Genomic DNA, 12,848 nt, shown 5'->3' with positions numbered 1-12,848 from the left:
TTGGTCACCTAAAGTCCACGCGTGCCCGCACCCGACCTCGATCGCACGATCCGCGCGCTCGCGGACCCGCATCGGCGTGCGCTGCTGGACACCCTGCGCGCGCGCGACGGGCAGGCGGTCCGCGATCTCGAGGGGGTCCTGCCTGAGCTGGGCCGGCACGCGGTGCTCAAGCACCTGCGGGCCCTGGAGGCCGCCGAGCTCGTCATCACCCGCAAGGTGGGCCGCAGCAGGTTCGTCCATCTCAACCCCACCCCGATCGTCGATCTGGCGCGCCGCTGGCTCGACGACTACTCCGCGTTCGCCGGGCTCGCGCTCGCCCGGCTGCGCGATCACCTCGAACCCGGGCGCACGAGGCAAGGAGAACCCATGTCCACCACCCGAACCCTGGTCGCCACCGCCGTCATCGAGGCCACCGCTGAGAAGGTGTGGCAGGCGATCGTCGACCCCGAGCAGTCCCGCCGCTGGTTCTTCGGCGGGGTCGTCCGCAGCGACTGGCAGGTCGGCGGCCCGATCGAGTGGGTCGACGCCGAAGGCAGCTCGCTGATCGCCGGCGAGATCACCGCGATCGAGCCGGGGGTGCGGCTGGCCCACACCTTCAGCGCCACGTGGTCGCCGGAGACCGCAGCCGACCCGGTCTCCACCTACGAGTGGACGCTGGAGTCCATGGGCGAGAACCTCACCCGGGTGACGATCACGCACTCCGACGTGCCCGTCGGCAGCGCCACCGAGCAGCAGGTCGACGGCGGCAACTCCCTGGTGATCTCGGCGTTGAAGACCTACGTCGAGACCGGCCGGACGATGGCCGGCATGGGGTGAGGGCCGCCGTCGGGCGATGAGTCCGGCGTCCTCGCTCGTCTGTATCGGTGACAACACACCCTCACCGAGCAGGAGCGACATGAGTACCGACCAGGCCATCGCCGAGCAGGAGATCCGTGAGCTGTACCAGGCGTGGTTCGCCGCGAGCCGGCGCAAGGACCTCGACGCGTCGATGGCGCCGATCTCGCCGGAGATCGTGTCCTACGAGCACTCCGCACCGCTGCAGCACACGGACGTGGCGGGGCTGCGCGAGGAGTGCCGCCGCGGTTTCGACCACCAGCCCGAGGACTTCGAGTGGACGGTCCCGGACCTGCGGGTGATCATCCGGGACGACGTCGCCGTCACGTGGGGGCTGAACCGGATGGCGGGCCGTAACCCCGGCGGCACCGACGTCGTCATGTGGTCGCGCGGCACGCGCATCTTCCGCCGCGTCGACGGCGCGTGGAGGATGATCCATCAGCACGTCTCGTTCCCGGTCGACAACGCGACCGGCGCCGCGGCGACCGGCCTGGTGCCATGAGCGTGCTGGAGGAGGTGGAGGCGCCCGTGCCGAGCACCCACCTGCGCACCCCGGGCGGCGCCGCCGGCGAGGAGGACTTCACCGCGCTGGTCGGCTCCCACCGCCGCGAGCTGCTCGCCCACTGCTACCGGATGACCGGCTCGCTCGCCGACGCGGAGGAGCTCACGCAGGAGGCGTTCCTGCGGGCCTGGCGGAACCGAGACGGGTTCCGCGGTGCGGCGTCGGCGCGGACATGGCTCTACCGGATCGCGACCAACGCCTGCCTCGACTTCCTCAAGAACCACGCGCGGCGCGCGCAGCCCAGCGACTCGATCGTCGAGACGCTCGAGCACGAGAGCGGGATCGACCCGTTTCCCGACGACGATGACCCCGCCGCGATCGTGTCGCAGGCCGAGACCACCGATCTCTACCTGACAGCCGCGCTGCTGCACCTGCCCCCGCGACAGCGAGCGGCCGTGGTCACGCGGGACCTGCTCGACCTCGACGCGGTGACCAGCGCGGCGGTCCTCGAGACCACCGTGACCGCCGTCAACAGTCTGCTCCAGCGCGCCCACGCGCGCCTGCGCGAACTTGGCGCCCGCATCGAGGACGTGAGCGCGCCGGCGGCGACCGGGGACGAGGACGAGATCGTCCGCGCCTACGTCGACGCCCACCACCGCGGCGACGTCGCGGGCATCCTCGCGCTGCTCAGCGAGGACGTGCGGGTGAGCATGCCCCCAGAGGCGCCGAGCCGCGGGCTGGCGCAGGCCGAGGCGCTCTTCGCGCACCTGCTCGGGCCGACCGGGCCAGGCACCTGGACGCTGGTGTCGACCCGCGCGAACGGGTCGCCCGCCGTCGCGAACTACGTCCAGGGACCCGGCGACCCGGAGGCCCACGCGCTGTCGATCGACGTCCTGCGCGTGCGGGATGGACGGATCGCCGGCATCCACTGCTTCCTCGGTGCCGAGGCGTTCGCCGCGTTCGGGCTCGGCCTGGTGCCTTCTGCTCCCGAGATCGACGGCGGTGATCGCCGTCGTACGGACCAGGACTCGACCCGCTGGTGAGCCGACCGGCTCGGCCGGCTGCGTGTCAGTGAGCCGTCAGCGACTTCATCCTCGACGCGATCATCTCCACGGCCTTGCGTGGCGCCAGCCGGGACAGCCGGTCCACCATCGTGGCGTCGCGGCCGACCACGATGCGGAAGGCACCCTTCTCGATGCCGTCGACGATCTGCGAAGCGGCAGAGGCCGCCGTCGTCAGCGTCGAGGCCGTCTCACCGGCGCGCTCGGCCTGCCCGGGCCTCGAGGCGCCTGAGTTCTCGGCGATACCCGTGGCGACGCCACCCGGGAACACGGTCGTGACCGCGACGTTCGTGCCCTGCATCTCGGCGTAGAGGCCCTCGCTGAAGAGCTTGACGGCGGCCTTGCTGGCGCCGTACATCGTCTGGCCGGGCACCGGTGCCAGGCCGCCCATGCTGGAGACGTTGACAATGCTCGCGCGCGGCCGCTCCAGCAGCACCGGGAGGAACGCATGGCAGGTGTTGACCACGCCCCACAGGTTGACGGCAACCACCCGCTCCATCTCCGGGTAGCCGAGCTCGGAGAACGGGACGAACTTCTGGATCACGCCAGCGACGTTGAGCAGGCCATCGATCGTGCCGTGCGCCCGGGTCACCAGCTCGGGCAGCCGCTCGACGGCGTCCCGGTCGGTCACGTCCACCGCATGCGTGCTCAGCCGGTCGCCAGCCGCGGCCAGCGCCGCGGTCTCGGCCAGACCCTCCCCGCGGAGGTCCACGGCCGCAACCCGGGCGCCGCGGCGGAGCAGCTCGAGCACGACCGCCCGGCCGATCCCGTTGCCACCACCGGTGACGACGAACACCTTGCCCTTGACCTGCATCTCACTCACCCGCCTCCAGTCCAACGCTGTTCGGTCGAGCCGCACCGCATCAGTGCGAGCTCCGTGCGTCCATTGTCACGTCGGACCCTCGCCACTTCCTGGGACCAAGGTCGGGACCTCGCGGGTGGCCGTCAGAACCACCGGTTCTAACCAAGTGGACAATCCGCGCCAGTAGGGCTTGACTCCTGCGGTGCCGCGCCCCCGCAACCCGATGATCGCCACCCTGCTGAACCTGCGGGGCAACGGTCGCGCCTCCGTCTACACCGAGCCCATGTGGGGCTTGTCGATGATGCTGGTGCTGCCGTACGCGTCGGTGTTCATGCTGGCCCTGGGGGTCCGGGACACCCAGATCGGGCTGCTGGCGACCATCTCGATGCTCTCCCAGGTGGTCTTCGGTCTGCTCAGCGGGGTCATCACCGACAAGCTGGGCCGACGGCGGACCACCGCGATGTTCGACATCGTCGCCTGGGCGATCCCCTGCCTGGTGTGGGCGTTTGCGCAGAACTTCTGGTGGTTCCTGGTCGCGGCGGTGATCAACGGTGCCTGGCAGGTGACCCAGAACTCCTGGGACTGCCTGCTCGTGGAGGACGTGGACCGCGCCGAGATCCCCAAGGTCTACTCGCTCGTCAAGGTCGCCGGGGACTTCTCGGCGCTGTTCGCCCCGATCGCGGCGCTGCTGGTCTCCAACCTCGGCCTCGAGCTCGCGGTGCGGATCCTCTACATCAACGCCTTCGTCATCATGGCGCTGAAGATCTGGCTCCTGTACCGGTACACCACCGAGACCAGGACCGGGCTGGTCCGGATGGAGCAGACCCGCGGCGTCAGCATCTGGAAGTCGCTGTGGGAGTACCGCAGCGTGCTCGGGCTGATCATCCGCTCCAAGGGCACGATCTTCGCGCTGGTGGTCTCAGCCCTCGTGGGCGCCGTCACGCTGATCAACGCCACCTTCTGGCAGGTGGTGATCAACCAGCGCCTCGGCGTGCCCGACGCACTGCTGCCGTTCTTCCCGATGGTGCGGTCGCTGCTGTCGGTGCTGTTCTTCTTCACGCTGATCCCGCTGCTCACCCACGCCCGGCACCTCAAGGCCCCCACCGTGATCGGGTTCTCGGTGTACCTCGTGGGGCAGGTGCTGCTGGTGACGATCCCGGACCCTGGCGGTGCCGCGGTCACCTCGACCTACCTGCTCCTCGCCGTCTGCCTGGTGCTGGACGCCTTCGGTGCCGGGATGCTGTTCATGCTGTCCGAGTCGTTGGTCGCGCTCCACGTGGACCGGCACGAGCGCTCCCGGGTGATGGCGATCCAGCGCACCGCCGTCATGCTCGTCACGGCACCCTTCGGATGGATCAGCGGGTGGCTCTCCGGCATGGACCGTACCTGGCCGTTCATGCTGACCTCCGCCTTGCTCGCGATCGGCCTCCTTGTCGCCGCGCGGTTCTGGGTCACCACGCACGAGGAGACCCACGCCGTCGAGGCCTGACGGACCTCCATCAGCTCAGATGCCGGCGACCTCGACGAGTCGAGGAGCAGGTCCGCGATCGCCGTCGACCGCCACAGCACAGGAACCGAACACGGCAGCCCGCAGCGCACTAGCATTCTTATATGTCGCTCCTCGACCGCATCTCGATCGACCCGGCCGTGGTCCATGGCCGCCCGGCGATCCGGGACACTCGGATGCGAGTCAGTGATGTGCTCTCATTGCTGGCGGCCGGCGCAAGCGAGGCAGAGATCCTCGAGGACTATCCCTACCTGGAGGCCGACGACATCAGGGCGTCCCTGCAGTACGCCGCAGCCCAGGCAGATCACGCGATCCTGACCGCGTCCTGAGGATGCGGTTTCTGGTGGATGCCCAGCCGCCTCCGGCGCTGGCGCAATATCTCCGCGACCACGGCCACGAAGCGGAACATGTCCACGACATCGGTCCTCACAACGTCTCAGATCGAGAGCTTTGGCGGCTGGCGCTCGATAGAGACGCAGTCATCGTTACCAAGGACGAGGACTTCTCGCTGATGCTCGGTATGCGCGGCGAGGCACCCGCCATCGTCTGGGTCAGGATCGGCAATACGCGCAGTGCAGCGCTCCTGTCGTGGTTCGGTCCTTTGCTCGAGCACATCGTCGAACTGGTCGACAGCGGGCAGAAGCTCATCGAGCTGCGATAGCACCGGTCCGTGACACGGTCGAGTGGTGACTGGCGTCGGGCAGCCGCGGCGTCTGCGGTCGGACCTGGCGCACACCGACCTCGTCAGCACGCCGCTGTTCCGAACGCGTGCAGGTCGAGCTCGATGCTCAGCGCGTCGCAGGCGACCTTTCCGCGCACGCTGGTTCCGTGACCGTCCAGAGGGGGACTGACGACGGCGGCACCGAGTCGCCCCGGGGCGGAGAGCACGATCGCTCCTGACACGCTGGACTTCGCCGGGATGCCGATCGCCCGCATCCATCGTCCGGAGCCGTCGTACACACCGCAGGTCGCCATCACGGAGATGACGTCGCGAGCCACGGTCGGCGAGACGACGCGTTCCTCCGTCACCGGGTTCACCCCGCCGCAGGCGAGCGTCGCACCCATCACCGCGAGCGCCTCCGCGTCGACCAGGACGGCGCACGCGCGGGCGTAGACGGCGACGGCGTCGTCGGCACCGACGTGCAGGGTTCCCTCGGCCCGCATGAGGTGGGCGAGCGCGTGGTTGCGGTCGCCGAGGAGGTGCTCGTTGCGGGCGACGCTCTCATCGACCTCGAGCCGGCGCCCGGCGAAGGCCGAGAGGCCTCGGAGTATCCGCTCGTCGCGTTCGTCGACGTCGCTGCCGTCGATGAGCGACGCCGTGAGCAGCGCTCCGGCGTTGACCATCGGGTTCGGTGGGCGGCCGGTCCCGCTCTCGAGCTTGATCGCGTCGAACGCCTCGCCGGTCGGTTCGATCCCGATGCTGTCGAGGGCGTCGCCGTCGGTGTCACGCAGGGCCATCGCGAACAGGAACGGCTTGACCGCCGACTGCACGCTGAACGGCGCGTCCGCCTGCGCGGTGGCGCGGACCGTCCCGTCCGGAAGCGCCAGTGCCAGCGCGCACAGCTCGGGGTCCGCGTCCGCGAGCTCGGGGATGCTCTCGTCGACCGCCCCGCCCTGTGTCTGCATGACCCGCCGCCGCAGATCCTCGAGGTCGTAGGTTCCTGCATCGGGTCTCATGCGTTCACAGTGACATGGTTCGTGCTCGAGGAGGGGAACCTGGTGCGGGTGGCACACGGGGGTGTGGTGCTGCTCGGGGATACCGGTATGCCGACGGCGCGACTGTGACGGCGTCGGCTGCGCGTAGGTCCTTCGCTCTCAGATGCCGACGAGCTCGACGAGATCCTCGAGCCCGGCGAAGTCGTCCGGGTTGCGCGTGTAGAGCGGCAGCGAGCTCGCGTGCGCGGTGGCGGCGATGAGCAGGTCCGCGAACCGCCGTCGGGTGGTCCTCCCGGCAGCGACCGCGGCCGCCGCGACGAGCCCGTAGCTGACGGCGGCAGCCCCGTCGAAAGGGATCGGCTCGAAGCGCGCCTCGACCTCCTGGAGCCGTGCCTGGCGTTGCGACGCCTGGACGGGCCCACGCGCCAGGTGGGTACCGGCCGTCAGCTCGGCCACCGTGATGGCCGAGATCGCCAGCTCGTCCGGCAGCGCGGTCGCGACCGCCGGGTCGTGCCAGTCCACGACCACCGAGGTGTCGAGCAGGCCAGCCGTCACAGCCCTTCGGCCCGCCAGCCCAGGCTCAGATCGGCACTTTCTGTGGACAACGTCCACCTGTGGACAGACAGCTTCGGGTGGGCGAGCGAGACAAGCTCATCGAGCTACGCAGCACCGGTCCATGACACGATCGACCGGTGACATGGCTCCGAGTCCGCGTCGACCTCGAAGACGCGTCGCCCGCGATCTGGCGAGAGCTGCTCCTTCCGACCGAGTTGCCGCTGCCGGAGCTGCACCAGGTTCTCCAGGCCGCGATGGGCTGGCAGAACTCGCATCTGCACTCGTTCGCGCGCAGTGGGCAGACGCACTGGACGTCCCGGCCACGTTGGGTGATGGACATCCCGGATGAGGGCATCGACGAGTACCGCGGCGAGCTCCCCGAGACCGAGGCCACCCTCGGCACTCTCCTCGAGCATCCCGGCGACCAGGCCACCTACCTCTACGACTTCGGGGACGACTGGGAGCACCTGCTCACGGCGCTCGAGTCGCCCGACGGCGGCGCCTCGGCCGTCGCCGACCTGACCTCTCCCGTGCTCACCGACGGGGCGGGCGTATGCCCGCCCGAAGACGTCGGCGGCATTCCTGGTTACGACGAACTTCTGGAGCACGTCGCGGCGTTGGAGCGCGGCGAACCGCTCGAGGAGTGGCCCGAGCAGGTGGTGAGGTGGGCGTTCGGGACGCTGGATGTCCCAGAGATCCGTGCGGCCCTGACGTTCGATCTCGCGGAGTACCAGGCCCAGGTGGCAACGGTCGGGCAGCCGCAGCCGGCGGTGCACCCCGTGCTAGCCGAGATCCTCTCGGAGCTGCCGGGCGTCGGCCCAGGCTCGTTGCGCCGCATGGTGCAGGCCGCTGCGCTGGGTTCGGACGCACCTTTGACGGTTGAGGACGCGGATCGACTCACCGAGAACCTGCGGTGGTTCCTCGACCTCGTCGGTCATGAGGGTCTGGCCCTCACGAGTGCCGGCTACCTACGCCCCGCCGTCGTGCAGCAGGTGTCCCAGCAGCTGCGCCTTGACCGCGAGTGGATCGGCAGCATGAATCGAGAGGACCAGACCCCGGGAGTGGCGCACTTCCGAGGTCTCGCTGGCAGCCTGGGCCTCATCCGCAAGACCAAGGGCCGGCTCCTGATGACCAAGGTGGGCGCGACGCTGCGCGCGGACTCGGTGCGGTTGCTGGCGCACATCGCCGACCGGATGCCGATCGGCCGAGACGATTTCGGCCGCCAGGCGAGCCTGCTCGTCGTGCTCGACCTCCTCGGTGGTCAGTCCTCGCGCAGCGCCACGATGGCCCGGTGCGCAGCCATCCTGCATGCTCGTGGATGGCGCGCAGGTAGGGAGCCCGTGTCGGAGTGGCACGTGCTGGAGTCAACCCGGCAGACCATCGCGTTCCTCGAGCGCTGTGGCTGCCTCCGCGAAGGTCCGCGAGGGCACCGGTGGTCCCCCACCATCGCTGGGACCGGGTTCCTGAGGAGAGTGCTCCGAGGCGAGTCGATCCCTCTGTGAGTGACGGTCGCGCCGACCCCCCGCGTCAGTCCCACCAGAAGTGCAGCAGGAGCCTGCCGCCGAGACCAGGAACAGGGTCGATCTCGTCCGGTGGGGCGAGCGCGTCGTCGATGCCGTAGCGGTGCTGTACGGCGAACCACTGCTGGCGCCGCACGCTCTCCCGCACACAGCCGAGCAGGTGTCGGTAGTACTCCGTCTTCTGCTCGACGGTGCACTCGTCCAGGAAGGTGGGCATCGTCCCGAGCTCCACGTCGGGTGCGAGCGTCAGCAGCTCGGGGTCGTCGATCAGCACGCCGGAGATCCCGACCTCGGTGACCGGCCCGGCCGAGGCTGGTCGGTTGCCCCGCACCTGCGGGTGGGCGGCGATACTCCGCAGGAACGTCCCCACGGTGGGCGAGCTGTTCCACCGGTCGCGGAGCCGCGTCTTCGGGATCTCCTTGAGCAGCCGTGTGGCGTCCTCGGCGTCGATGCCGTCGGAGGAGTAGAAGGGCATCTGCGAGTCCGGTTCGAGCATCACCGCGGCCAGCTCGGGCGACGTCTCCCACCGCGCGCTCACCACTGGAACCTCACGCCGATCCGGGCACCGTCATCGTCGATGAGGAACCTGGCGCGCGGGAACATGCGCGCGTCGTCGATCCCGTACCGGTTCGACACCAGCATCCAGACCTGCCGCGTGATCCCGTGATCGACGCACTGCTGCCGACCTCCCACGTATCGACGACGCGCAGCGGCAGGCAGCTCCTCCAGCCAGTCCGGGAGCTCGCCCGCGACGAGATCGGGTTCGACGTCGAGAACGTCCGGCTCCCGCACAGTCAGGCTCAGCACCCGCATCCCGCCCGAGGGCAGCGCCGGCGTGATCAGGTCACCGCCGCACGTCACCGTGCCACCGCTCTCGACCACCGCCGTCAACATCCGTCGAGGAGCGGGCGCATACGAGCTGTACTCCTGCTCCAGCGCCACCTCCGGCAGCGCCTCCAGCAGCTCGGCGGCCGCGGCGCCGTCGACCCCGTCGAACGGCAGGATCCGGTCATCGAGGTCGGCGCCGCCGTCACCGAACGGCCTCACGAACGGCTCCACCACCTCCGCCATCCCGCTCGAGCACATGTACTCGTGCCGGCTCGGCCGGGAGACGCCCGCCAGGGCCTCCGCCTCGAGATGTCGGAACCACGCGCGGCCCAGCCAGCCGGGTTCGAGGGACGTGGGTGCCGTGCGGGTCGTCGTCATCGCTGCAGCGTGCCGAGACCGCGCCCATCCCCGCTGAGCCGACCCCTCGAATCGGCAGTTTCTGTGGACAACGTCCACCTGTGGACAGACAAGATCTCCACAGAGATCCCCCTCAGGAGGGGTAGTCAGCGCCGAAAACGCGACGTACCGTCGAGAACGACACCACCACCTTGGGGAGTGACTTCCATGGCACGCACCTTGACCCGCTGGCTACCCGCCGCTGCGGTCCCGCTCGTCATCGTCGGATCGGTCGCGCTGGCCTCCGCGGCCGGAGCCGACGACCTCCCCGAACGCACCCCCGAGGACATCCTCACGCTCCTCGCCGACCGGGACCACCAGCCCTACTCCGGCGAGTTCGAGCAGACCTCCGACCTCGGCCTCCCCTCGCTGCCCGGCGGGGTGGACCTGCCGGCGGGCGCGGGCGACGCCGCCGCCGTCACCGCCGCGCTCGAGGCGCTCACCAGCGACCACAACGGACGCGTCTTCGTGGGTGAGGAGGACCAGGCCCGCCTGCAGGTCTTCGACTCCTTCGGCGAGCGCGACCTCATCGTCAACGGCCCCGAGGTCTGGGCGTACGACTCCGGCGAGAACGCCGCCACCCACGTCACCCTCCCCGACGAGGCGACCAGCCGCACCGCCCCCGACCAGCAGCTCACCCCGGACGCCGTGGCCGACCGCATCGTCGAGGCCGCCGGACCCACCACCGAGCTGAGCGTCCGCGAGGACGTCGAGGTCGCCGGCCGCGCCGCCTACGACCTGGTCCTCACCCCGCGCACCGACGCCACCCTCGTGGGCGAGGTCGCGATCGCCGTCGACGGCGAGACCGGCCAACCCCTCCAGGTCACCGTGACTGCCCAGGGCGAGAGCACCCCCGCCTTCCAGATCGGCTACACCTCGCTCGACCTGAGCGCCCCCGACGCCGACCTGTTCGCCTTCACGCCGCCCGCCGGCGCCGAGGTCGAGGAGGTCGCCCCGCCGACCGCGCCCCAGGGCGTCGACACCGCCGACCACCCCAAGCCCACCGTGCTCGGGACCGGCTGGGAGTCCGTGGCCGTCATCGACGCCTCGGCGACCGACCTCACCAGCCAGCCGCTGCTCGCCCAGCTGACCACCGCCGTCGACGGCGGTCGTCTCCTCGGGACCGAGCTCGTCAACGTCCTGATCACCGACGACGGGCGCGTCCTCGTCGGCGCGGTGCCGCTGGAGCGGCTGCAGGCCGCCGCCGCTGAGTGACCGAGACCGCCACCCTGGCGGACGAGGCCGACGAGGCGGACATCGACCCCGCCGACCTCGCGATCGCCACCACCGGGCTCACCAAGAGGTTCGGGCACCAGACCGCCGTCAACGGCATCGACCTAGCGGTTCCGCGCGGCTCGGTGTTCGGCTTCCTCGGCCCCAACGGCTCCGGCAAGACCACCACGATCCGCGTGCTGCTCGGCCTGGCTGCGGCCACCGGCGGCTCCGCCCGGCTGCTCGGCCACGACGTGCCCACCGAGCTCGCGCAGGCCCTGCCACGGGTCGGCGCGCTGATCGAGGGCCCCGCGTTCTACCCGTTCCTCTCCGGCGCCGACAACCTCCGCCGTCTCGACTCCGCCGACCGCTACGCCGACCCCGCCACACGTGACCAGCGGGTGGCTCGCGCGCTCGAGCGGGTCGGCCTCACCCACGCCGCGAAGAAGAAGGCGCGCGCCTACTCCCTCGGCATGAAGCAGCGCCTCGGGATCGCCGCCGCGCTGCTCACGCCGCGCGACCTGCTCGTCCTCGACGAACCCACCAACGGCCTCGACCCGCAGGGCACCCGCGAGGTGCGCTCGCTCATCCGGGCGGTCGCCGCCGAGGGCACCACGGTGTTCGTCTCCAGCCACCTGCTCGCCGAGGTCGCGCAGATCTGCACGCACGCCGCCGTCATGCACGTCGGCTCGCTCGTGGCGCAGGGCAGCCTCGACGACCTCCGGGGCACCGGAGCGCGGGTGGTCCGGATCACCACGCCGGACGGCGACCTGTGCCGGGTCGAGCTCGCTCGCCTCGGTCTCGAGGCGACCGGGCCAGTGGGTGAGGTGACCGAGCCGACCACGGACGAGGTCGCCGTCGAGGCCCCGCTCGCCGACGACGGCCCCGCCGCCGAGGACATCGTGGCCGCGCTGGTGCGCGCGGGGGTGCGGGTGCGCTCCTTCGACGTGGACCGCCCCAGCCTCGAGGACCGCTTCGTCGCGCTCACCGGAGAGGGGTTCGACGTTGCCCGCTGACACACGCACGCACGGCGGCGCCCTGCTCGGCTCCGAGGTCCGGGTGCTGTTCCGCCGCTGGCGCACCTGGGCGATGCTGGCCGCGCTCGCCACGATCCCGATCCTCATGGCCGTGGTGGTCCGGCTCTCCTCCGAGCCGCCCGGCCCCGGCGAGGGGCCGCCGTTCCTGGACCAGGTGACCAACAACGGCATGTTCGTGGCGGTCACCGCGCTCGTGGTGACCACGCCGTTGTTCCTGCCGCTGACGATCGCGGTCGTCTCGGGCGACACCATCGCCGGCGAGGCGGGCCTGGGCACGCTGCGCTACCTGCTGGTGGCGCCGGCCGGGCGGTTGCGGCTGCTCGTGGTCAAGTACGTCTCGGCGTGCGTGTTCTGCGTGGCCGCGAGCGGCACGGTGCTGCTGGTCGGCTGGGGGATCGGCTCCGCGCTGTTCGGCACCGGTGAAGCGACGCTGCTCTCGGGCGACACGATCGGCGTGGGCGACGCCGTGGTCCGCTCGCTGCTGGTCGGCGCGCACGTGACGATCTGCATGCTGGGGCTGGCCGCCGTCGGGCTGTTCATCTCGACCCTGACCGACGCCGGGGTGGGTGCGATGGCCGCCGTCGCCGTGCTCACGATCGTGGCGCAGGTGCTCGGCCAGCTGGAGCAGCTCGCGTGGCTGCACCCGTGGCTGTTCACCCACCACTGGCTCTCGTTCGCCGACCTGCTCCGTGCACCGATCGTGTGGACCTCCTTCACGGAGAACGTGCTGCTCCAGGCCGCCTACGTCGCGTTCTTCGGGGCGCTCGCCTACGGCCGGTTCAGCACCAAGGACGTGCTGAGCTAGACGCCCTGCATTCGCTCCTGGGCGGCGTCGATACGGGATGCTCGAGTCGAGGTACCCATCGTCGACGTGCACAGCGGCCACATTCGTGCAGAAGCCAGCGGCGAGGCGAGAGACGCCACCATGTTGGGTCTCG

General features: G+C 70.5%; 15 protein-coding genes. 10 read left to right on the top strand and 5 right to left on the bottom strand.

Features of this window, described 5'->3' with window-relative positions; all coding sequences use genetic code 11:
* Nucleotides 1-21 precede the first annotated feature (21 nt).
* The 3 genes from GPA04_RS13730 to GPA04_RS13720 all read left to right on the top strand — a co-directional run bounded on the left by GPA04_RS13730 (nt 22) and on the right by GPA04_RS13720 (nt 2,379).
* Complete coding sequence (locus tag GPA04_RS13730) at nt 22-816, top strand: ArsR/SmtB family transcription factor (RefSeq protein ID WP_156224755.1); 795 nt, start codon at nt 22-24, stop codon at nt 814-816.
* Between the two features lie 79 nt (nt 817-895).
* Nucleotides 896-1,336 (top strand): YybH family protein, encoded by a 441-nt coding sequence (locus GPA04_RS13725; RefSeq protein ID WP_156224754.1) that lies wholly within the window; start codon nt 896-898, stop codon nt 1,334-1,336.
* Nucleotides 1,333-2,379 (top strand): RNA polymerase subunit sigma-70, encoded by a 1,047-nt coding sequence (locus tag GPA04_RS13720; protein ID WP_156224753.1) that lies wholly within the window; start codon nt 1,333-1,335, stop codon nt 2,377-2,379. Before GPA04_RS13725 ends, GPA04_RS13720 begins: the two co-directional genes overlap by 4 nt.
* A gap of 25 nt (nt 2,380-2,404) precedes the next feature.
* On the opposite strand, the gene GPA04_RS13715 is transcribed toward GPA04_RS13720, so the two are convergent.
* Complete coding sequence (locus GPA04_RS13715; RefSeq protein WP_156224965.1) at nt 2,405-3,211, bottom strand: SDR family NAD(P)-dependent oxidoreductase; 807 nt, start codon at nt 3,209-3,211, stop codon at nt 2,405-2,407.
* A gap of 190 nt (nt 3,212-3,401) precedes the next feature.
* On the opposite strand from GPA04_RS13715, the gene GPA04_RS13710 reads away from it, so the two are divergent.
* The 3 genes from GPA04_RS13710 to GPA04_RS13700 all read left to right on the top strand — a co-directional run bounded on the left by GPA04_RS13710 (nt 3,402) and on the right by GPA04_RS13700 (nt 5,367).
* Nucleotides 3,402-4,688 (top strand): MFS transporter, encoded by a 1,287-nt coding sequence (locus tag GPA04_RS13710; RefSeq protein WP_156224752.1) that lies wholly within the window; start codon nt 3,402-3,404, stop codon nt 4,686-4,688.
* Nucleotides 4,689-4,810: 122 nt separating this feature from the next.
* Nucleotides 4,811-5,035, top strand: coding sequence for a DUF433 domain-containing protein (locus tag GPA04_RS13705; RefSeq protein ID WP_156224751.1), 225 nt, complete (start codon nt 4,811-4,813; stop codon nt 5,033-5,035).
* Nucleotides 5,036-5,049: 14 nt separating this feature from the next.
* Nucleotides 5,050-5,367: a DUF5615 family PIN-like protein gene (locus GPA04_RS13700; protein WP_206674230.1), complete on the top strand. Its 318-nt coding sequence runs from the start codon at nt 5,050-5,052 to the stop codon at nt 5,365-5,367.
* 83 nt (nt 5,368-5,450) lie between these two features.
* On the opposite strand, the gene glsA is transcribed toward GPA04_RS13700, so the two are convergent.
* Both glsA and GPA04_RS13690 read right to left on the bottom strand, forming a co-directional pair.
* Nucleotides 5,451-6,383, bottom strand: a complete 933-nt coding sequence (gene glsA / locus GPA04_RS13695) for a glutaminase A (RefSeq protein WP_156224749.1) — start codon at nt 6,381-6,383, stop codon at nt 5,451-5,453.
* Nucleotides 6,384-6,521: 138 nt separating this feature from the next.
* Entirely contained in the window at nt 6,522-6,917 is a 396-nt protein-coding gene (locus tag GPA04_RS13690; protein WP_156224748.1) for a type II toxin-antitoxin system VapC family toxin, read from the bottom strand.
* A gap of 137 nt (nt 6,918-7,054) precedes the next feature.
* On the opposite strand from GPA04_RS13690, the gene GPA04_RS13685 reads away from it, so the two are divergent.
* Nucleotides 7,055-8,419 carry a plasmid pRiA4b ORF-3 family protein gene (locus GPA04_RS13685; protein WP_156224747.1) on the top strand — a complete coding sequence of 455 codons (1,365 nt, stop codon included), beginning with the start codon at nt 7,055-7,057 and terminating at the stop codon, nt 8,417-8,419.
* A gap of 25 nt (nt 8,420-8,444) precedes the next feature.
* On the opposite strand, the gene GPA04_RS13680 is transcribed toward GPA04_RS13685, so the two are convergent.
* Together GPA04_RS13680 and GPA04_RS13675 are read right to left on the bottom strand one after the other, a co-directional pair.
* A complete protein-coding gene (locus tag GPA04_RS13680; RefSeq protein WP_156224746.1) occupies nt 8,445-8,975 on the bottom strand; it encodes a hypothetical protein in 531 nt (176 codons plus the stop codon).
* Nucleotides 8,972-9,643 carry a hypothetical protein gene (locus GPA04_RS13675; protein WP_156224745.1) on the bottom strand — a complete coding sequence of 224 codons (672 nt, stop codon included), beginning with the start codon at nt 9,641-9,643 and terminating at the stop codon, nt 8,972-8,974. Before GPA04_RS13675 ends, GPA04_RS13680 begins: the two co-directional genes overlap by 4 nt.
* A 186-nt stretch (nt 9,644-9,829) precedes the next feature.
* Between GPA04_RS13675 and GPA04_RS13670 the strand changes: the two genes are divergently transcribed.
* The 3 genes from GPA04_RS13670 to GPA04_RS13660 are packed head-to-tail and all read left to right on the top strand — an operon-like array spanning nt 9,830 to nt 12,715.
* On the top strand, nt 9,830-10,876 hold the full coding sequence (locus tag GPA04_RS13670) for a LolA family protein (RefSeq protein ID WP_156224744.1): 1,047 nt from the start codon (nt 9,830-9,832) through the stop codon (nt 10,874-10,876).
* Nucleotides 10,873-11,889, top strand: coding sequence for an ABC transporter ATP-binding protein (locus GPA04_RS13665; protein ID WP_241680796.1), 1,017 nt, complete (start codon nt 10,873-10,875; stop codon nt 11,887-11,889). The genes GPA04_RS13670 and GPA04_RS13665 overlap by 4 nt, the downstream gene beginning before the upstream one ends.
* Nucleotides 11,879-12,715: an ABC transporter permease gene (locus tag GPA04_RS13660; RefSeq protein WP_156224743.1), complete on the top strand. Its 837-nt coding sequence runs from the start codon at nt 11,879-11,881 to the stop codon at nt 12,713-12,715. The genes GPA04_RS13665 and GPA04_RS13660 overlap by 11 nt, the downstream gene beginning before the upstream one ends.
* Nucleotides 12,716-12,848: the final 133 nt, after the last annotated feature.

The sequence above is a fragment of the Pseudactinotalea suaedae genome (assembly GCF_009733815.1).
Lineage (GTDB): Bacteria > Actinomycetota > Actinomycetes > Actinomycetales > Beutenbergiaceae > Pseudactinotalea > Pseudactinotalea suaedae.
Note: the sequence above shows the minus strand (reverse complement) of the source record. Positions and strands in the feature narration are given on the sequence as shown.

Bases quoted from the DNA above. Each gene is read 5' to 3' on its own strand.
- GPA04_RS13725 (WP_156224754.1), top strand. From the start codon at position 896: ATGAGTACCGACCAGGCCATCGCCGAGCAGGAGATCCGTGAGCTGTAC.
- GPA04_RS13720 (WP_156224753.1), top strand. From the start codon at position 1,333: ATGAGCGTGCTGGAGGAGGTGGAGGCGCCCGTGCCGAGCACCCACCTG.
- GPA04_RS13715 (WP_156224965.1), bottom strand. From the start codon at position 3,211: ATGCAGGTCAAGGGCAAGGTGTTCGTCGTCACCGGTGGTGGCAACGGG.
- GPA04_RS13705 (WP_156224751.1), top strand. From the start codon at position 4,811: ATGTCGCTCCTCGACCGCATCTCGATCGACCCGGCCGTGGTCCATGGC.
- glsA (WP_156224749.1), bottom strand. From the start codon at position 6,383: ATGAGACCCGATGCAGGAACCTACGACCTCGAGGATCTGCGGCGGCGG.
- GPA04_RS13675 (WP_156224745.1), bottom strand. From the start codon at position 9,643: ATGACGACGACCCGCACGGCACCCACGTCCCTCGAACCCGGCTGGCTG.
- GPA04_RS13670 (WP_156224744.1), top strand. From the start codon at position 9,830: ATGGCACGCACCTTGACCCGCTGGCTACCCGCCGCTGCGGTCCCGCTC.